Origin of the sequence: Pseudomonas sp. 39004 (genome assembly GCF_028682155.1) — a bacterium.
In the GTDB taxonomy this organism is placed as follows: Bacteria; Pseudomonadota; Gammaproteobacteria; order Pseudomonadales; family Pseudomonadaceae; genus Aquipseudomonas; species Aquipseudomonas capeferrum.
This window is the reverse complement of the sequence record NZ_JANIAG010000044.1, coordinates 11995-34456: the sequence shown is the minus strand read 5'-3', so window position 1 is coordinate 34456 and position 22462 is coordinate 11995. Positions and strand designations below refer to the sequence as shown.

Below are 22462 nucleotides of genomic sequence, written 5' to 3'. Positions count from 1 at the left end.
CAGCGGGCACAGTGATCGGCACCGGCCTGGTAGGCGCAGATGGCAGCTTCAGCCTGACGCTCTCCCCAGCTCAAGCCAATGGCGAGGCACTGGATATCCGCCAGGTGGATGCCGCTGGCAATACCTCCGCTCCGCTGCAATTCGATGCACCGGACATTACGCCGCCTGCTGCCGTCAGCAACATCGTCGTCGGTGCCGGAGGCGTGGCCCTGAGTGGTCGTGGCGAGCCGGGTGCCACTGTCGAAGTGCGCGACGCCAACGGCAATGTGATTGGCACCGGCACCGTATTGGCCAACGGCACCTTCCTGATCGACCTCGACCCTGCCGTACAACCTGGCGAGCACCTGAGCCTGGTGCAGACCGACCCGAGCGGTAACGCTTCGGTTGCCTTTGAATACGATGTGCCCCTGATCACAGCGCCAGCCAGCCCGAGCGACCTGGCCATCGATGCCGACGGCACCACCCTCACCGGTACCGCCCCAGCCGGCAGCCGCGTGGAAGTGCATGATGCCAATGGCACGCTGATCGGCAGCGCCATTGCCGGTGCCGACGGCACCTTCACTCTCGAGCTCAACCCCGCCCAGGCCAACGGCGAACTGCTGGACGTGGTCGCCATCGATGACACAGGGCTTTCGTCCCTGCCTGCGCAGATCACCGCGCCGGACATCACTGCTCCAGCCGCACCGAGCGAACTGGCCGTCAGCGCTGACGGCACTGTCGTCACCGGCCGCGCCGAACCCGGCAGCACCGTACGTATTCTTGCCGCCGACGGCACCGAGCTGGGCACTGCCCTGGTCGGCCCGACCGGCGTGTTCAACATTACCCTGGATCCGCCGCAAGTCGACGGCGAAGTCCTGCAAGCCACCGCAACCGACGTTGCAGGCAATACCTCGACAACCAGTTCCGTCACCGCGCCGAACATTGACGGCGGCGACACCACGCCACCGGAGGCGCCGACCAACTTGGTGATCGGCCTCGCTGGCGCGCAGCTCAGCGGCCGCGGCGAAGCAGGTACCACCGTGCAGGTACGCGATGCTGCCGGTAATGTACTGGCGACCGGCACCGTGGGTGCAGACGGCACCTTCGTGATCGCGCTTGACCCTGCCGTGATCGACGGCAGTACCTTGCAAGTGACCCTGACCGATGCCGCTGGCAACGTTTCGCAACCAGGCTCGGTTACCTCGCAAGACCTGCTGCCACCGGCACAGCCGACCGACTTGGCCCTGGCCGAAGGCGTAACGCTTACCGGTCGCGGCGAGCCAGGGGCCACAGTTCAGGTGCGTGACGCCGCAGGCAACGTGATTGGTAGCGGCTTGGTGGGCGCCGATGGCTTGTTCAGCGTCACCCTAGCCCCGGCTCAAGCAAACGGCGAAGCCCTGGACATCCGCCTGGTGGATGCCGCTGGCAACAGCTCGACCCCGCTGCAATTCGATGCACCGGACATTACCCCGCCTGCCGCAGTCAGCGGTATTGTCGTCGGTGCTGGCGGCCTGGTGCTGAGCGGTCGTGGCGAAGCGGGTGCCAGCGTCGAAGTGCGCGATGCCGACGGTAATGTGATCGGCACCGGCACGGTGGGCGCCAATGGCACCTTCACTATCAACCTCGACCCGGCCGTACAACCCGGCGAACAGCTAAGCCTGGTACAGACCGACCCGAGCGGCAACGCTTCGGTTGCCCTTGAATACGATGTGCCGCTTACCACCGCACCAGCCAGCCCGAGCGGCCTGGCCATCGATGCCGACGGTACCATCCTCACCGGTACCGCGCCGGCCGGCAGCCGTGTCGAAGTGCACGATGCCAATGGCACGCTGATCGGCAGCGCCATTGCCGGTACCGACGGCACCTTCACCCTCGAACTCAGCCCGGCCCAGGCCAATGGCGAGTTGCTGGATGTGGTGGCTATCGATGACACGGGCTTGTCGTCCCTGCCTGCACAGATCACTGCGCCGGACATCACTGCTCCAGCCGCACCGAGTGAACTGGCCGTCAACGCCAACGGCACTGTCGTCACTGGTCGCGCCGAACCCGGCAGCACCGTGCGTATTCTTGCCGCCGACGGTACCGAATTGGGCAGCGCCCTGGTCGGCCCGACCGGCGTATTCAACATCACCCTCAATCCGCCTCAGGTCGATGGCGAAGTGCTGCAGGCCACGGCGACCGATGCCGCTGGCAACACCTCGCTTGCCACCTTCGCCACGGCACCGGATATCGACGGCGTCGACACCACACCACCCAGTGCACCGGCCAACCTGGTGATCGGCCTTGCCGGTACCCAGCTCAGCGGCCGTGGCGAAGCGGGCACCACCGTGCAAGTGCGTGATGCCGCAGGCAATGTGCTGGCGACGGGTACCGTGGGTGCAGACGGCACCTTCGTGATCGCGCTGGCCCCTGCCGTCATCGATGGCAGCACCTTGCAAGTCACCCTCACCGATGCCGCTGGCAACGTTTCGCAGCCGGGTTCGGTAACCTCGCAAGACCTGCTGCCACCGGCACAACCCACCGACCTGGCCCTGGCCGAAGGCGTGACCCTTACCGGTCGCGGCGAACCAGGCGCCACTGTTCAAGTACGCGATACAGCGGGCACAGTGATCGGCACCGCCCTGGTGGGCGCCGATGGCCTGTTCAGCGTCACCCTCGCCCCCGCTCAAGCAAACGGCGAGGCACTGGATATCCGCCTGGTGGATGCCGCCGGCAACACCTCCACCCCGCTGCAGTTCGATGCTCCGGACATCACCCCACCTGGCGCAGTCAGCAACATCGTCGTCGGTGCCGGCGGCCTGGCCCTGAGCGGCCGTGGCGAAGCGGGTGCCAGCGTTGAAGTGCGCGATGCCAATGGCAATGTGATCGGCACCGGCACGGTACTGGCCAACGGCACCTTCCTGATCGACCTCGACCCGGCTGCACAGCCTGGCGCGCAACTCAGCCTGGTGCAGACCGACCCAAGCGGCAACGCCTCCGAAGCCTTGCTGTACGACGTACCCCTGACCACCGCGCCGGCCAGCCCGAGCGACTTGGTAGTGGCCGAAGACGGCACCAGCATCAGTGGTAATGCCCCGGCTGGCACCCGTGTTGAAGTGCATGATGCCAACGGCACCCTGGTCGGCAGCGTGGTGGCGGGTGCCGATGGCAGCTTCACCGTCATCCTCGACCCGGCCCAGGCCAACGGCGAACTGCTGGATGTGGTGGCCATCGATGACACAGGCTTGTCTTCCCTGCCTGTGCAAATCGCAGCACCGGACATCACTGCCCCAACCGCCCCAAGCGAGCTCGCCGTGAGCGCGGACGGCAGCACAGTCACCGGCCGCGCCGAACCGGGCAGCACCGTGCGTATTCTGGCCGCTGACGGCAGCGAACTGGGTACTGCCCTGGTCGGCCCGACCGGCACCTTCAACATCACCCTCGATCCGCCGCAAGTCGATGGGGAGGTGCTGCAGGTCACCGCGACCGATGCTGCAGGCAATACCTCAACAGCCGGCACAGTCACGGCGCCGGACATCGACGGCGGTGACACCACGCCACCCGAGGCACCCACCAACCTGGTGATCGGCCTCGCCGGCAGCCAGCTCAACGGTCGCGGCGAAGCCGGTGCCAGCGTGCAGGTGCGCGATGCCGAGGGCAATCTCCTGGCCACTGGCACGGTCAACCCGGATGGCAGCTTCCAGCTCACCCTGGACCCAGCCGTGAACGACGGCAGCACCCTGCAAGTGGTACTGACCGACGCCGCAGGTAATGCCTCCGAACCCGGCTCGGTCGTCTCGCCAGACCTGCTGGCCCCTGAGCAACCGACCGGCCTGGCCCTGGCCAACGGCGTGACCTTGACCGGTAGCGGCGAACCGGGCGCCACGGTGCAGGTTCGCAATGCTGCTGGCGACCTGATCGGCACCGGCCTGGTCAACGACAACGGCAGCTTCAGCCTCACACTGTTCCCTGCGCAGGCCAATGGCGAGGCCCTGGATGTGCGCCTGGTGGATGCCGCCGGCAACAGCTCCACCCCACTGCAATTCGATGCCCCGGACATCACCCCACCGGCGGCAGTCAGCAACATTGTCGTCGGCGCCGACGGCCTGGCCCTGAGCGGTCGGGGCGAAGCGGGGGCCAGCGTCGAAGTGCGTGACGCCGATGGCAACCTGATCGGCACCGGCACCGTTGGCGAAAACGGCACCTTCCTGATTGACCTTGCGCCAGCAGCCCAACCGGGCGCGCAACTGAGCCTGGTGCAGACCGACCCAAGCGGCAACGCCTCCGAAGCCTTGCTGTACGACGTACCCCTGACCACCGCGCCGGCCAGCCCAAGCGACCTGGTGGTGGCCGAAGACGGTACCAGCATCAGTGGTAGCGCCCCAGCCGGTACGCGCGTGGAAGTGCATGATGCCAATGGCACCTTGGTCGGCAGTGTCGTGGTCGGCGCCGAAGGCACCTTCACCGTCATCCTCAACCCGGCCCAAGCCAACGGCGAGCTGCTCGACCTGGTGGCTATCGATGGCACCGGCGCATCGTCGCTGCCAGTGCAAGTGGGCGCACCCGACATCACCGCGCCCGCCACACCGACCGAACTTGCCGTCAGCACCGATGGCAGCGTGGTTACCGGGCGTGCCGAAGCCGGTAGCACCGTGCGGATCCTGGCGGCCGATGGCACTGAACTTGGCAGTGCACTGGTTGGCCCGACCGGCATCTTCAACATCACCCTCGACCCACCTCAGGTCGACGGTGAGGTGTTGCAAGTGACGGCCACCGACAACGCTGGCAACAGCTCCACGGCGGGAACCGTCACGGCCCCTGACATCGACGGCGGTGACACCACCCCACCGGAGGCACCAACCAACCTGGTGATCGGCCTCGCCGGCAGCCAGCTCAACGGCCGCGGCGAAGCCGGGGCCAGCGTGCAGGTGCGCGATGCCGAGGGCAATCTCCTGGCCGCCGGCACGGTCAACCCGGATGGCAGCTTCCAGCTCACCCTGGACCCGGCCGTCAAAGACGGCAGTACCCTGCAAGTGATACTGACCGACGCCGCAGGCAACGCCTCCGAACCTGGCTCGGTCATCTCGCCAGACCTGCAGGCACCCGAGCAACCGACCGGCCTGGCCCTGGCCAATGGCGTGACCTTGACCGGTAGCGGCGAGCCGGGTGCCACAGTGCAGGTCCGCGACGCTGATGGCGACCTGATCGGCACGGGCCTGGTCAACGACAACGGCAGCTTCAGCCTTACGCTGTCGCCTGCACAGGCCAACGGCGAAGCCCTCGACATCCGCCTGGTGGATGCCGCCGGCAACACCTCTGCTCCACTGCAGTTCGATGCCCCGGACATCGCCCCACCGGCAGCGGTCAGCACCATCGTGGTCGGTGCCGACGGCCTGACCCTCAGCGGCCGCGGCGAAGCCGGGGCCAGCGTCGAAGTGCGTGACGTCGATGGCAACCTGCTGGGCAGCGGTACCGTGCTTGCCAACGGCACCTTCCTGGTCGACCTCGACCCCGCCGCACAACCGGGTGAACGCCTGAGCCTGGTCCAGACCGACGCGGCCGGCAATGCCTCTGAAGCCCTGCAATACGATGTGCCGCTGGCCACCGTACCCACCAGCCCAAGCGAGCTGGTGGTCGCTGAAGACGGCACCAGCATCAGCGGTAGCGCCCAGACCGGCACCCGCGTAGAAGTGCATGATGCCAACGGCACCCTGGTCGGCAGCGTGGTGGTCGGTGCCGAAGGCACCTTTACCGTCGTGCTCACACCCGCACAGGCCAATGGCGAACTGCTGGATGTGGTGGCCATCGACAGCACCGGTGCATCGTCCCTGCCGGTACAAGTCAGCGCACCGGACATCACCGCCCCCGACACACCCACCGAACTCGCCGTCAGCACCGATGGCAGCGTGGTCACCGGGCGTGCCGAAGCCGGCAGCACCGTGCGGGTTCTGGCAGCCGATGGCACCGAGCTGGGCAGTACACTGGTCGGCCCAAGCGGCGCCTTCAGCGTCACCCTCACCCCACCCCAAGTCGATGGCGAACAACTGCAAGTCACTGCCACCGATACCACGGGCAATAGCTCGACAGCCGGCACCATCACCGCGCCGGATATCGACAACGGCGGCGACACCACGCCGCCAGAGCCGGCCACCGATCTGGTGGTCAGCGATGACGGGCGCACCGTTTCTGGTCGCGGCGAACCTGGCGCGACGATCGAGGTGCGCAACGACCAGGGCCAACTGCTGCAAAGTGGCACGGTAGGCCCTGACGGCGACTTCACCGTCCAACTGCCGTCGGCGGTTGTAGACGGTTCGTCCCTGCAAGTGACCTTGACCGATGCCGCCGGCAACGTTTCGCAACCAGGCTCGGTGGACACACCAGACCAGGTTGCCCCGCTGCAACCCACCGACCTGCTACTTACCGAAGGCAACAGCCTTACCGGTAGCGCCGAACCGGGCGCGCGGGTGAACGTACGTGACGCCTCGGGCGACTTGATCGGCAGCGCCATCGTCGAGCCCGACGGCACCTTCACCCTGACCCTGAACCCTGCCCAGGCCAATGGCGAGACCCTGGCCATCACCGTGGTCGACGCCGCCGGCAACACCTCGGTGCCGTTGAGCTACGTGGCACCGGACATCACCGCGCCAGCGATCATCACCGACGTCGTCGCCGGTGCTGGCAGCCTGGCCGTGTCCGGTCGCGGCGAAGCCGGCGCCGAGGTGGAAGTGCGGGATGCCGGTGGCACTGTCATCGGCACCGGCACGGTGGCCCCGAATGGTACCTTCGTGATCGACCTCGCCAACCCATTGGCCGCTGGCGAGTCCATCGTACTGGTGCAAACCGACGCCGCTGGCAACACCTCGGTGGGCATCGACGTCATCGTTGCCGATGCACCGCTGCCCGAAAGCCCGAGCGCTCTGGTGCTGGCGCCTGACGGTTCATCCATTAGCGGCACTGCCCCAGCGGGCACGCAAGTTGAGGTGCGCGACGCCCAGGGCACTGTCATTGGCAGCGTCCAGGCAGGCACCGACGGCAGCTTCACCATCGGCCTGACACCGGCTCAGGCCAACGGCGAAGTGCTTGATGTGGTCGCCGTCGATGCCGATGGCAACAGCTCGCTGCCGACCCAGATCACCGCACCCGACATCACCCCGCCCAACCAGGCCAGCGACCTGCAGCTCAGCGCCGATGGCAGCGTCCTCACCGGGCGCGGCGAGCCCGGCACCACCGTGCAGGTCATCAACGCCCAGGGCGATGTGCTGGGTAATGCCCAGGTCGGCGACAACGGCGTCATCAGCGTTATCCTGACCCCCGCGCAAACCGACGGCCAGGAACTGGACGTGGTACTGCGCGACCCCGCAGGCAACACCTCCAGCGCAACCGTCAACGCGCCTGACCTGGATGGCCCGCTGCAGCCTTCGGGCCTGGCCATCGATACCGCCGGCATCCACCTCACCGGGCAGGGCCAGAGCGGTTCGATCGTGACCGTGCGCGCCGAGGACGGCACCGTGCTGGGTACCGCCACAGTGGCTGCCGACGGCCGCTTCGACGTCACCCTCAACCAGCCGCAGCGCAATGGCGAAAGCCTGACCGTGGAAGCCACCGACAACCTGGGCAACAGCGCAGGCCCGGTCAACTTCACGGCGCCCGATACCACGCCTCCGCAAGTGGTCACTGGCGTCGCTATCGATGACGCAGGCACCACCGTCACCGGCACCGGTGAACCCGATGCCACGGTCATCGTGCGGGGGCCGGACGGCACCGTACTGGGCAGCGTCGTGGTCGGTGCGGGCGGCACCTTCGAAATCACCCTGGACACGCCGCAAACCAACGGCCAGGCACTGACCGTTGAGCAACGTGACCCCACCGGCAACCTGTCCACCGCCGTCACCCTGCCGGCACCGGACAGCGAAGCGCCAGACACCCCGACAGGCCTCACCTTGTCGGGCGATGGCCGCACCCTTAGCGGCACCGGCGAGCCGGGTGCGCAGGTTACCGTCACCGGTACGGCTGGCGCGATTGTGGGCACCGCCGTGGTCGAGGCCGACGGCAGCTTCCGCGTAAGCATCGACCCGCCACAACTCAACGGGCAGACCCTGTCCGTCACCCAGGCTGACGGCGCCGGCAATGACTCGACGCCTGGCACCGTGACCGCGCCTGACCTCGAAGCACCGGCAGCGGCGCAAGGCCTGGGCCTGAACCCCGAAGGCACGGTACTCAGTGGCCAGGGCGAACCGGGTAGCACCGTGGAAGTGCGCAACGCAGCCGGCGACCTGCTGGGCACCCTCCCGGTGGGCGAGGACGGCACCTTCAGCGTCACCCTCACGCCCGCCCAGACCAACGGCGAAGTGCTGTCGGTGGTACTGATCGACAGCGAAGGCAATGCATCGCCATCGGCCACCTTTACCGCCGATGACAGCACTGCCCCCACCGCACCGGACGGGCTCTCCATCACCCCCGGCGGCAACGCGATCCAGGGCACCGGCGAGCCGGGCTCGACCGTCGAAGTGCGCACCCCCGACGGCACCTTGGTGGGCAGCGTGGTTGTACCGGCTGGCGGCCAGTTCACCGTACCGCTGGCCCCTGCGCAGCTCGATGGCCAGGCGCTGGACGTGACCTTGACCGACGCCGCTGGCAACCAATCCCTGGCTACCCAGATCATCGCACCGGACGTCACACCGCCAGCACTGCCCACCGACGTGGTGGTCAGCCCGGATGGCACCACCGTTACCGGCAACGCGCCAGGCGCCACTTCGGTGACGGTGCGGGACGCGGACGGCAACGAAACCACCGAGCCGGTGAACCCCGACGGCAGCTTCAGCGTGACGCTGCCGACCCCGCAGACCAATGGCGAAAGCGTGACCGTGGTAGTCACCGACGGCGCCAACAACGGCTCCGCGCCGATCACCATCACCGCACCCGACACCACCGACCCACTGCCGGCCACGGGGGTCACCGTCAGCCCGGATGGCAGCATTGTCGGCGGCGGCGCCGAACCTGGCAGCACTGTGGTCATCCGGAACCCGGACGGCAGCGAACGCGGCAGCGAAACCGTGGGCCCGGACGGTACCTTCGTGGTACCGGTCAGCCCGCCACTGACGGCGGGCGAAACGGTCGACGTGGTAGTGATCGACCCCGCCGGCAACGAGTCCACTCCGGTCTCGCTGGACGGCCCGGATGGCACCGAAGCCGCCACCCCAAGCGGCCTCGCCCTCAGCGCCGATGGCTTCCTGCTGATCGGCCAGGGCACCGTCGGGTCGCTGATCACCGTGACCGCCGGCGGCACCACCCTGGGCACGGCGACGGTTGGCAGCGATGGCACCTTCCGGGTGTTCTTCCAGAATGCCCAGCTCAATGGCGAGACCCTTGTGGTCACCGCTCGCACCTCGGTCGATGGCAATCCGTCGGTACCGGCCACCCTCGTGGCCAACGACAGCACAGCGCCGGATGCGCCGACCCAGGTTGCCATCGACCGTACCGGCAGCACGCTGACCGGCCAGGGCGAAGTGGGTGCGACCGTTCGCGTGGTCAATGCCCAGGGCGACGTGCTTGGCACCGCGACTGTCGGCAGCAATGGCTTGTTCAGCATCAGCTTCGCGCCACCGCTGGCCAATGCGCAAAACCTGATCATCACCCAGGCCGATGGCGCGGGTAACGTCTCGCTCGCGGCCACCCTGCAGGCACCTGACCTGCAGGCGCCGCTGGCAGCCAACAACCTCAGCCTCAACAGCGCGGCCACCGTGCTCAGCGGCGAAGGCGAAGCCGGTGCCAACGTCACCGTGCGTGATGCCAGCGGCGCGATCCTGGCCACCGGCACCGTCAACCAGAACGGCCAGTTCCAGATCACCCTGCCGAGCGCGCAAACCGCCGGCAGCCCCTTGCAGGTCACACTCAGCGATGCTGCGGGTAACGTGTCTGGCCCTGCCAGCATGGCGACGCCAGACCGCACACCGCCTGCCGCCATCAGCAACCCCGTCCTCAGCCAGGACGGCCGGCAGCTGTCGGGCAGCGGTGAAGTGGGCGCCACGGTCCAGGTACGCAATGCCGCCGGCACCGTGCTCGGCACCGCTGTGGTCGGGGCCGATGGGCGCTTCACGGTGGTGTTCGACACACCGCAGGCCAACGGCCAGGCCATCGGCGTCACGCAAGTGGATGCTGCTGGCAATACCTCGACGGCAGTCAACGTCAGCACCCCTGACCTGACCCCACCCGCGCCGCTGACCAATGTGGTGCTGAACAACAACGGCCTGACCCTGAGCGGCCTCGGTGAAGCAGGCGCCAGCGTGACCGTGCGCGGCCCGGATGGCACCATCATCGGCACCGGGCTGGTGGCCGCCAACGGCAGCTTCACACTGACGCTCGACAACGCACAGCTCAACGCCCAGCACTTGAGCGTGACCCAGACCGACGCGGGCAACAACACCTCCACTGCAGTGGCAGTCACCGCGCCGGACTTCACCCCACCACCGGCACCGACCACCCTGGCCCTGGCTGCCACCGGCCTGCAACTGACCGGTAACGCGGAAGCAGGCAGCACCGTGACCGTGCGCGATGCCGCAGGTAACGTGCTCGGCACTGCGGTAGCCGGCAGCAATGGCACCTTCCAGGTCACCCTGAGCAGTGCCCAGACCAACGGCCAGACCTTGCAGGTAACCGCCACCGATGCCGCAGGCAACGTGTCGCCGGCCGCGCCTTACACCGCAGCCGATACCACGCCACCTGCCGTCGTGACCAACCTTGCTGTCGCGGCCAATGGCGCGACCCTCACCGGCACCGGCGAAGCCAACGCCACAGTCACCGTTCGCGCACCGGACGGTACCGTGCTAGGCACCGCCACCGTCGGGGCCGATGGCCACTTCAGCGTGGCCCTGTCACCGGCTGCCATCACCGGCGAAAGCCTCAGCGTGGTGCAGGCCGATGCCGCGCAGAACGTTTCGCCTGCGCAAACCGTCACCGCCCCGGGCGTGCTGGCGCCGGATACACCCGACAACCTGGTGCTGGCTGCCGATGGCCTGGCAGTGACCGGCACGGCAACCCCAGGCAGCACAGTGAACGTGTATGGCCCCAATGACGTATTGCTGGGTACGGCCCCGGTCGCCAACGACGGCACCTTCACGGTCAACCTCGGTAGCGCCCAGGCCAACGGCGAAGTGCTGCAAGTCAGCGCCGTAGGCACCGACGGCAGCACCTCGCTGCCGGCCAGCCTGCAAGCGCCCGACACCACCGCACCGCTGCCACTGACCAATGTCGTGCTGTCCAGCGACGGGCTGGTGCTCAGTGGCCGCGGCGAGCCGGGTGCCACCGTCACCGTGATCGGTGAGGGCGGCATCGATCTCGGCACCGGTCTGGTCGATGCCAATGGCAACTTCAGCATTGGCCTTGGCAGCGCGCAGATCAACGGCGAACAGCTCAGCGCCAGCCAGTCCGATGTTGCCGGCAACGAGTCCAACAGCGTCAGCCTCACCGCGCCTGATCGCGTGGCACCCGATGCCGCCGAGAACCTGGCCTTCGCCGGGGGCGGCAGCCTGCTCAACGGTACCGGCGAAGCAGGCGCTACTGTCCGCGTGCTGGCTGCCGATGGCAGCGTGCTCGGCACCGCGGTCGTGCGTGGCGACGGCAGCTTCCAGGTAGACCTCGGTACGCCGCAGGCCAACGGCCAGCAGGTGCAAGTGGTGCTGACCGATGCCGCCGGCAACCAGTCGGATGCCAGTGCCATCACCGCGCCAGACACCACGCCACCTGCCGCACCGACCGAGCTTGCCATCTCCAGCGATGGCATCACCCTCACCGGCCGCGGCGAGGTTGGGGCAGAGGTCATCGTCACCGCGCCGAATGGCGACGAAGTCGGCAGGGCCACGGTCGACGCCAGCGGGCATTTCACCGTCACCCTGACCCCGGCGTTGGGCAACAGCGAGCTGCTCAGCTTCACCCAGACCGACGCTGCCGGCAACGTGTCGGCGGTGGCCACCCTGCAGACCCCAGACTTCACCCCGCCCGCCGCGCTCACCGAGGTCGACATCAGTGTCGACGGCAGCGTGGTGACCGGCCTGGGCGAAGCCGGGGCAACCGTCACCGTGCGCAACACTGCGGGCACCGTGCTGGGCTTTGGCACCGTGCAGGCCGACGGCAGCTTCCGCGTCGAGCTGACACCCGCGCAGATCAACAGCGAACCGCTGTCGGTACAGCAGGCCGACCCACCCGGCAACATCAGTGCGCCGGTCAACATCCTGGCGCCCGACCTCACGCCACCAGCGCCTGCGACCGAGCTGCGGCTCAACGTGGCGGGCGACCAGCTCAGCGGCGTCGGCGAAGCGGGTGCTACCGTTCGCGTCTACGTCGGCATCACCCAGATCGGCACCATCGAGGTCGGTGCCGACGGCAAGTTCGTGGTCGACCTGAGCTCGGCGCAGCTTGACGGGCAGGTGCTGCAAGTGACCCTGACCGATCCGCGCGGCAACGTCTCGCCGATCAGCACGACAACCGCAGCTGACGTTACCCCGCCAGCCACAGTGATCGCCGTGATCAACGACAGCGGCACCCAACTGGTTGGTACCGGTGAAGCCGGCGCTCGCGTCACCGTGGTAAACAACAATGGCGACCTGCTTGGCCAGGTGACAGTCGACCCGGACGGCACCTTCGTGCTCGACCTGAACGCTGCGCAGATCAACGGCCAAACCCTGACCCTCATCGCCCAGGACGCCACCGGCAACCCGTCCGCGCCACTGCAAGTGACCGCACCGGACCTGACGCCACCGCTACCACCGACCGACTTGTTGCTCAACCCGGCCGGCACCTCGATGACGGGTACTGCCGAAGCAGGCACCACCATCACCGTTCGCGGGCCGAACAACGCGGTGGTCGGCACGGTGGAGGTACCTGAAAACGGCCAGTTCACCGTCACCATCAACCCGGCCCAGAACAATGGCCAACTGCTGACCGTGGTGTCCACCGACGATGCCGGCAACGCCTCGCTGCCTGCCAGCTACCAGACCAACGACACCTCGCCACCTGCCGTGGTCACGGACATGGCCATCAACAACACCTTCAACGTGCTGACCGGTAAAGGCGAACCCAATGCGACGGTCACCGTCAGCCGCGGCGGCATCGTGCTGGGCACTGGCGAGGTGGATGCTGCCGGCAACTTCCAGGTAACCCTGGTGCCGGCAGCCGGCAGCCTTGCCACGTTGGCGGTGACGCAGTCTGACGGCTTCAACACCTCGGCGGTCGCAACCTATATCACGCCACTGCTGGCACCACCGGTGCCGCCCACCAACGTGACCCTGGGCAGCGACGGCCTGACCCTGTCGGGCAACGCGCCGAGCGGCGTCGGCATCCGCGTGTACGATGCCGCAGGCAACCTGATCGGCACGGGCGGGGCCACGCTCAATGGCACCTTCACCCTGCAACTGAACACGGCGCAGCTCAATGGCCAGCACCTTAGCGTGACGGCGGTGGCACTGGTGGGCGGCGAATCGCAACCGACCTTCGTCCAGGCCGCCGACATCACGCCACCGGCCAACCCGCTGGTGACCGGCCTGTCCACCAACGGCCTGGTACTTACCGGTACCGGTGAGGCCAATGCCACGGTGACCGTGCGCGATGCCGCCAACAACGTGCTCGGCACCGGGGTGGTGAACGCCGGTGGCGTGTTCAGCATCAACCTGAGCACGCCGCAGCTCAATGGCCAGGTATTGGGCGTGAGCCAGGCCGATGCGGCCGGCAACGCGTCTGGCAGCACCAGCTTCACGGCTATCGATGTACAGCCGCCTGCTGCGCCTACCAACCTGGTCATCAACGGTACGGGTACCGAGCTCACAGGGCGTGGCGAGGCCGGTGCGACCGTGACCGTGCAAGGCCCGAACGGCCCGCTCGGCTCGGCCGTGGTGCAACCTGACGGTACCTTCACAATCACCCTGACCACCGCGCAAAATGATGGGCAATTGCTGGTCGTACGCCAGTCCGACCCTTCCGGCAACCTGTCCGCCAGCATCAGCCTGACGGCGCCGGACACCACGCCACCGGCAGCGCCGCTGGCAACCATCAACGCCAACGGCACGGCCGTCAGCGGCTCTGGCCAGGTCGGCAGCACCGTCACCGTGCGCAACAGCGCAGGCACCGTGCTGGGCACTGCAACAGTGGGCAGCAACGGCCTGTTCGTGGTCAGCCTGACCGCGGCGCAGATCGACAACCAGGCCCTGAGCGTCACCCTCACCGACGGTGCGGGTAATGCCTCGACCGGCACTGCGCTCACCGCACCTGACCTGACCCCACCTGCGGCCGCCAGCAACCTGGTGATCAGCGCCGACGGCAGCAGCATCACCGGCAGTGGCGAAGTGGGTGCCACCGTCACCGTGCGCAGTGCCAACGGCACCGTGCTGCAGACGGCGGTGGTGCAACCGGACGGCAACTTCACCGTGGCCCTGAGCCCGCCTCAGGACAACGGCCAGTTGCTGTCGGTCACCCTCAGCGACGGGCGCGGCAACGTGTCCGGCAACGTCAACATCACCGCGCCTGACGTCGACGCCAATGCCCCGGTGATCGCCAGCGACAACCTGGTGACCGCCGAGGTCAACCTGGCCCCGGTGGTCAGCTCGCGGACTTATCAGGACAGCTTCACAACCTTGCTGGCGGGCTTCACCAAGACCTACACCTGGACGGTCAATGCCGGTACCACCGTGGACCCGACGCTGACCCTGAACACCAGCAGCGCGCTGTCCCTGCTCGACAACGCGACCTTCACCCTGCAGGTGAAGAACGCTGCCGGTAACTGGGTGACCTTGGCCACTGGCACCAGCCAAGGCCTGCTCGACCTGATCCTGCTGCCGCTGGGCCAGGGCATCCGCGTTGATATCGGCGTGCTGCAGGCGGGGGACTATCGCCTGACCGTCGGCAGTGGCGGCATCGGCCTGATTACCAACGTGACCACCACGCTGGACATCGAGACCACCAGCCTCACGCAGTTCACCGGCACCGGCACGGCAAAATCGGGCAACGTCATCACCGACGTCGGCACCGACGGCGCCGTCGACGCCCTTGGCCCGGACAGCGCCGCCGTCCTTCAGGTCATGAAGAACGGCAGCTATGTCTCGGCGGGCAGCGCCACCACGGTGCAGGGCTTGTACGGCACCCTGGTGATCCGCGGCGACGGCAGTTACACCTACACGCCTAACGGCAGCCCATCGAGCGTCGGCAAGGTCGATGTGTTCAGCTACCAGCTGCTGCACGCCAACGGCGCGTCCGATGCCGCCAACCTGTATGTGCGCATCGACAGCCCACAAGCCACGGAAATCTGGAGCGACAGCAACTACGGCGCACCGGCCACGGTGGTCGACGCGGTCAACGATGCCGGTACCAGCCACCTCACCCTGGCCAACCGGGTAGACACCAGCAGTGCCACCCTGGGCACGTTCGGCCTGCCGTTGATTGGTTCACGCCAGGCTCTCTACACCACCAGCGTTGCCGGCGACACCACAGCCAACCTGCAAGTGGTGGTCAACTCCACCAACCTGTTGAGCCTGCTCAATGGCACCACCATCGACCTGCTCAAACTCAACCCGGCTACCGGCCAGTACGTGCTGGTGCAGTCGGTCGGCGGCGGCTCGCTGATCAGCCTGCTCGGCGGCGGTGCGGGCTACACGTTCCAGAACCAGGGCGCCGGCAGCTACCAGGTACGCGTCACCGCAGGCGGCATCGGCCTGGCCAGCTCGATCACCACCAGCCTCAACGCCACCACCACCCACCTGACCGAGTTCGTGGTCAGCGGCGCCACCGCGGTCACCGGCAACCTGTTGGCCGACGACAACGTCGGCTCGCCATTGACCGTGCTGAGTGTGATGACGGCGGCCAATACCTACACCATCCCGGGCTACAACGGGGTCAGTGTGGCGGGCAACTACGGCACCTTGCTGGTGCACGCCGATGGCAGCTACACCTACACCCTCAACGCCGGGCTGACCAATGCGGTGATCGGCCAGCATGAAACCTTCACCTACGAACTGACCCACCCCAACGGCACCACCGACACCGCCAACCTCACCATCAACCTGGACAACGCCGCCAACTTCACCGCCACCACCTCGCTGCTGGCCGACACCGGCGACGAAGGTGTGGCACTGGCCAGCATCGCGGCGGCAGCCTCCAGCGAAGTGATCGCCGGCACCGACGGCAACGACCACCTCGATGGCAGCCAGGGCGGCCACATCACCCTGCAAGGGGGTGCGGGCGACGACACCTTGGTGGTGGTCGACCAGAACTTCGCCAGCGTCGATGGCGGCACCGGTACCGACACCCTGCTGTGGGGCGGCGGTGATGCCAGCATCGACCTGGGTAACCTGGTCGGGCGGGTGCATGACATCGAAGTGATCGACCTCAACGACACCAGCTCGGTGGCGCTGACCCTGAACCTGGCGGACGTGGTCGCGATCACCGAAACCGGCACCGACACACTGGTCATCAAGGGGGATGAAAACGACTCGGTTCACATGACGGACAACTGGGCGCTGGTCGGGAACCAAACCGCCGACGGCATCGACTATAACCAATACACGGCCCAGGAGGATCCAAGCCAGCACCTGTGGGTGCAGAACGGTATCCATGTCGTCTGAGGCCGCTGCAACCCCGCCGGGCCATCGCCCGGCGGCAAGGACGGAACAGCAGTAAGGGAACTATGTGAAGCGAAGCAGTCCGCTGTCACCGCTGTTGCTGGGAGCCTTGGGGCTCCTGGCCCTGAACTTCAACACGGCTGCCCAGGCGGCCGATGACATCGACCCACAACTGCGCCAGATCGGGCCATCACTGTTACGTGATGCGCCCGATGCAGTGCCCGCCCGCCCTGCCATCGGCATGGCCCCCGTCGCCAATGGCGACCGCCTTGGCCTGACCGAAGCGGTGCTGCAAGCCGCGCAATGGCACCCAAGCATCGCCGAAGCCATCGGCAACCTCTACAAGCAAGGCGAAGGCATCAATGTTGCCCGCGCCGGTTACTACCCGCAGATTTCCGGCGGTGTACGCACAGGCTATGACACCGGCTACGGCGGCGACCGCAACAGCCAGGCGCTCAACCTGTCGCTCAAGCAGATGCTCTACGACTTCGGCAAGGTCGACAGCGCCGTCAGCGCTGCCCAGGCCGCCGCCGCCCGCGCCCAGGCCAATATCCTGCTGGTGGTTGACGAACTGGCCCGCGACACCGCCTATGCCTGGGTCGAAACCCGCCGCTACGAACAACTGATCACCATTGCGCGCGACCAGATCCGCGGGGTCGGCGACATCGCCGGCATGGCTCGCCAACGCAGCGACATGGGCGCCAGCACCCGCTCCGACGTGGTCCAGGCCGAGTCCCGCGTGGAAAGCGCGCGCGCCACCCTGGAGGAATACCAGTCACAGTACGAACGCTGGCGCTCGACCCTGGCGTCGTTGCTGGGGCGGGTCACGCCACCGGCGCTGGCCGAAGCATCGCCACCCGAGCTGAACCAGGCCTGCAAGCGCCCGGCACAAGGCGACGACCGCTTGCCCGCCGTGCTGATGGCCTTGGCCCAGCGTGCCCAAGGCCAGGCCGAACTGGCCCAGGCCAAGGCCGAAGCCTACCCCACCGTGTCGCTGCAGCCGCAGATCAACCACTACCTGGACAACGACTACGACCGCGACAACTCGCGCATGGACCGCACCCAGGCGGGCATCTACCTGAACGTCGAGGTGCCCATCTACCAGGGTGGTGCCATCAGCGCCCGCAGCCGCGCCGCCGGCCATGCGCTGACTGCCGCCGACTCGGCCGAGGATGCCGCCCGCCTGCAGGCCCGCCGCGGCCTGGCCGAGGCCATGGCGCAGACTTCGGGGCTGGGCCGTCGGCTCAGTTCGCTGGAGGCCCGTCAGGTCAGCATTCAGGAGGCCCGCATGCTGTACGGCCGGCAGTACCTGGACCTGGGCACCCGGCCCCTGCTCGACCTGCTCAACGCCGAGCAGGAAATCTACCAGTCACGCTTCGAACTCGCCGGCACCCGCTCCGACCTGCTGCGCCTGGATGTCGACTGCCTTTACAACACCGGCGCCCTGCGCACGGCCTTCGGGCTCGAGGGGCGTAACCTGCAAGGTGTGGAGATCCAGCCATGAACGAATCCGTCAATGTGACCCTGCCCAGCCAGCCCCCGGAGCAAACGGCCCAGCAACGGCCAGACCTGGGGCCTTGGCTTGAGGTCATGCTTCAGGTCGCGCACCACTACCGCCTGGACGTGTCGCCGCAACGCATACGCTTGGCGGCCGTCGAAGATGCCCGCCCACTGGATGAAATTCTTCGCCACATGGCCCGCCAGGCCGGGCTGGCGCTGCGCTTCGTGCGCTTCGATGCCAAAGGCCTGCGGCAATGGCGCACGCCGCTGGTACTGGAACTCGACGACGGCCAGTTGGCAGTGGTCGAGTCGGTAACCGAAGAGGACGACCTGGCGGTGGTCTTCGCCGGTGACCAGGGGCTGACCTCACGGCTGCCACGCGACACGCTCAAAGGGCGCATCACCCGGGTTGCCCTGCTGCGCCCGGCGCGGCCGTTGCGCGATGTGCGCACCGACGACTATACCGCCCCCTACGACCGCCACTGGTTCGCCCGCATCGTGTTGCGCGACCTGCGCCCGTATGGGCAGGTGATGGTCGCCTCGCTGGTGGCCAACGTGCTGGCCCTGGCCGGCGTGCTGTTTTCCATGCAGGTGTACGACCGGGTGATCCCCGCCGAGTCCCTGCCCACGCTGTACGTGCTGTTTGGCGGTGTGGTGCTGGCGCTGGTGTTCGACTTCAGCATGCGCCTGCTGCGCCTGAAGGTGACCGACCTGCTGGGCAAGCGCGCCGACCTGCGCGTCTCCGACCTGGTCTATGGGCATGCCTTGCGCCTGCGCAATTCGGTGCGGCCCAAGTCGACCGGCTCGTTCATCTCGCAGTTACGCGAGCTGGAGTCGATCCGCGACCTGATCACCTCGAGCACCGCCACGGCCCTGGCCGACCTGCCGTTCTTCCTGTTGTTCCTGTTCGTCTTCTGGCTGATCGGCGGCGTGCTGGTGTTCATCCCGCTGGTGGCGTTGCTGGCCATGGTCCTGCCCGGCCTGCTCGCGCAACGGCGCCTGGCCCGCCTGGCCAATGCCTCGATGCGTGAGTCGGCGCTGCGTAACGCCATGCTGGTTGAGAGCATCCAGGGCCTGGACGAAATCAAGGCACTGCAAGCCGAGGCACGCTTCGAGCGCCAATGGAACCAGTACAACGCCGCGTGCGCCCACACCAACCTGCGCCTGCGCACCCTGACCAACGGCCTGGTGACCTGGACGCAGAACGTGCAGGGTGCGGTGTTTGCGGTGGTCATCGTCATCGGCGCACCGATGGTGATCGCCGGCGACCTCACCACCGGTAGCCTGGTGGCGGCGTCGATGCTGTCGTCGCGCATGATGGCGCCGCTGGCACAATTGACCCATGTACTGACCCGCTGGCAGCAGGCCAAGGTGGCTCTGCAAGGCCTCGACAAGTTGATGCAATCACCCGTCGATCACCCTGAAAACGAAGCCCGGGTACACCTGCCGGCCATTCGCGGCGAGTATCAGCTGCGCCAGGCCAACTTCCGCTACAGCCCGGAAGCCCCGCCCGTCCTGAGCATCGCCCAGCTGGACATCCAGCCGGGTGAACGCATCGCCGTGCTCGGCCGTAACGGTGCCGGTAAATCCACCCTGCTGCAGGCCCTGGGCGGTGCCATGGACTTGGTCCAGGGCGAAATCAACCTGGACGGCATCGCCCTGGCCCACCTCGACCCTGCCGACCTGCGCCGCGATGTCGGCCTGCTGCCGCAGTACTCGCGGCTGTTCCACGGCACCCTGCGGGAAAACCTTACCCTGGGTGCCGGCCAGGCCAGTGATCAGGAGTTGGTCGCCGCCCTGGCCGCCACGGGGGCGCTGGACTTTGTCCGGCGGCTGCCCAAAGGCATGGACCACTTGATCCTGGAAGGCGGCGTGGGCCTGTCCGGCGGCCAACGCCAGGCCCTGGTGCTGTCACGCCTGCTGGTGCGCCAGCCGCAGGTGCTGTTGCTGGACGAACCCACCGCATCCCTCGACGACATGACCGAACGCAAGCTGCTGGATAACCTCGAACGCTTCTGCCAGGGCCGCACCCTGGTGATCGCCACCCACCGCCTGAGCGTGCTGCAGCGGGTCGACCGGATCCTCGTGCTCGATGGCGGGCGCATCGTCATCGACGACAAACGTGATGCCGCGCTGGCGAAACTGCAAGGAGCCCAGGCATGAGCAACCATGAACTCCCGGCGTCCTACCTGGACGGGCAGGACGACCAGGCAGTGTTCCGCGCCGGCCGTATCATCACGATCTGTGCGCTGATGCTGGCAGCGTTCCTGGCCTGGGCGGCCTGGTTCGAGGTGACCGAAGTGTCCACCGGCACCGGCAAGGTGATCCCCAGTTCACGCGAGCAGGTGATCCAGTCGTTCGAGGGCGGCATCGTCGCGCAGATGAGCGTGGCCGAAGGTGACCTGGTCGACCGCGGGCAGGTACTGGCCCAGCTCGACCCGACCAAGACCTCCTCCAGCGTCGGCGAAAGCGAAGCCAAGTACCGCGCGGCCAAGGCCAGCCAGGCCCGCTTGCAGGCCGAAGTGACCGGCAAGCCATTGGTGTTCCCCGACAGCCTGCGCGACTCACCTGACCTGATCGACGCCGAGACCGCGCTGTACCAGACCCGCCGCCGTGGCCTGGAGCAGACCCTGGCCGGTATCGAGGACTCGCTGCAACTGGTGCGCAGCGAGCTGAAGATCACCGAGAACCTGGCGAAGATGGGCGCCTCGAGCCGGGTCGAGGTGATCCGCTTGAACCGCCAGCGCTCGGAACTGCAGCTCAAGGCCAACGAAGCGCGCTCCGATTACCTGGTGCGTGCACGCGAGGAACTGGCCAAGGCCAGCGCCGAGGCCGACAGCCTGTCCGAGGTGATCCGCGGGCGCAGCGACTCGCTGACGCGCCTGACCCTGCGCTCACCGGTGCGCGGCATCGTCAAGGACATCGAGGTCAATACCTTGGGCGGTGTGGTGCAGCCCGGTGGGCAAGTGATGAAGATCGTGCCGATGGACGAACGCCTGCTGATCGAGACCCGCATTGCACCACGGGACATCGCCTTCATCCACCCCGACCAGGCGGCCAAGGTCAAGATCAGTGCCTATGACTACTCGGTGTACGGCGGGCTGGAAGGCAAAGTAGTCGGCATCTCGCCGGATACCCTGCAGGACGAGGTGAAGCCGGAGATCTACTACTACCGGGTGTTTATCCGCACCGAGCAGGACAGCCTGCAGAACAAGGCCGGCAAGCACTTTGCGATCGTGCCCGGGATGATTGCCACGGTGGATATCCGCACGGGCGAGAAGACCATCCTCGACTACCTGATCAAGCCGTTGAACCGGGCCAAGGAAGCCCTGCGCGAACGGTAATCGTGGGGGCGCTTTGCGCCCCCCGCTCTATCAGAGCCAGGCATCGACAACACGCCCACTAAAGCCCGACGCAAATACGCCGATAACCCGTTATCCCCCTATTCCCACGAAGGTCACCATGGCCACGCAAAATGCCCGCGCGGATTCGCTGTCCCTGCTGCTGTTCACCCTGCGCAGCGGCAAGCTGATGGCAATCAACCTGCTCAAGGTCAGCGAGATCATCCCCTGCCCTTCACTGACCAAGCTGCCCGAATCGCACCCCCATGTGAAAGGTGTGGCCACCCTGCGCGGCAACTCGCTGTCGGTCATCGACCTGTCCCGCGCCATCGGCGAGCGCCCGCTGGCCGACCCGGACGGCGGCTGCCTGATCGTCACCGAGATCAGCCGCTCGCGCCAGGGCCTGCATGTACAGGCCGTGAGCCGCATCGTGCATTGCCTGAGCACCGACATCAAACCGCCGCCCTTCGGTTCGGGCAACCGCTCGTTCATCACCGGCGTGACCCGGGTCGACAACGCGCTGGTGCAGGTACTGGACATCGAGAAGGTCATCCATGCCATCGCCCCGCCTGCCGCCGAGCCACAGCACGGCGCCCTGACCGAAGAAGACGCAAGCCTGCTGGCCGCCGCCAACATCCTGGTGGTGGACGACAGCCAGGTGGCCTTGCAGCAGTCGGTGCACACCCTGCGCAACCTGGGCATCGAATGCCATACCGCACGCAGCGCCAAGGACGCCATCAACGTGTTGTTGGAACTGCAGGGCACCGCGCAGGAGATCAACATCATCGTCTCCGATATCGAGATGTCCGAAATGGACGGCTATGCTTTCACCCGTACCCTGCGTGAAACGCCCGATTTTCAGCACCTGTATATCCTGCTGCACACCTCGCTCGACAGCGCCATGAGCAGCGAAAAAGCCAGGCTGGCGGGGGCCAATGCCATCCTTACCAAGTTCTCCTCACCGGAGTTGACCGATTGCCTGGTGCTGGCGGCGCGGGCAGTGGTGTTTGCCGAGCGTTGATACATCAAGCGACAAACTCCCCGGCTTGCCGTCGGGGGTGA

Annotated in this window: 5 protein-coding genes; all 5 read left to right on the top strand. The window is 67.1% G+C overall.

Annotation, left to right across the window (positions count from 1 at the left end):
- Positions 1-16562, top strand: a 16562-nt coding sequence (locus NP534_RS10500; RefSeq protein WP_274098673.1) for a BapA/Bap/LapF family large adhesin, incomplete at its 5' end; no start/stop codon positions are given.
- 64 nt (positions 16563-16626) lie between these two features.
- Positions 16627-18063 carry a TolC family outer membrane protein gene (locus tag NP534_RS10495; RefSeq protein ID WP_274098672.1) on the top strand — a complete coding sequence of 479 codons (1437 nt, stop codon included), beginning with the start codon at positions 16627-16629 and terminating at the stop codon, positions 18061-18063.
- Positions 18060-20222, top strand: a complete 2163-nt coding sequence (locus NP534_RS10490) for a type I secretion system permease/ATPase (RefSeq protein ID WP_047582717.1) — start codon at positions 18060-18062, stop codon at positions 20220-20222. Before NP534_RS10495 ends, NP534_RS10490 begins: the two co-directional genes overlap by 4 nt.
- Positions 20219-21403, top strand: coding sequence for an HlyD family type I secretion periplasmic adaptor subunit (locus tag NP534_RS10485; protein ID WP_033701238.1), 1185 nt, complete (start codon positions 20219-20221; stop codon positions 21401-21403). Before NP534_RS10490 ends, NP534_RS10485 begins: the two co-directional genes overlap by 4 nt.
- A gap of 118 nt (positions 21404-21521) precedes the next feature.
- Complete coding sequence (locus NP534_RS10480) at positions 21522-22421, top strand: chemotaxis protein (RefSeq protein ID WP_274098671.1); 900 nt, start codon at positions 21522-21524, stop codon at positions 22419-22421.
- Positions 22422-22462: the final 41 nt, after the last annotated feature.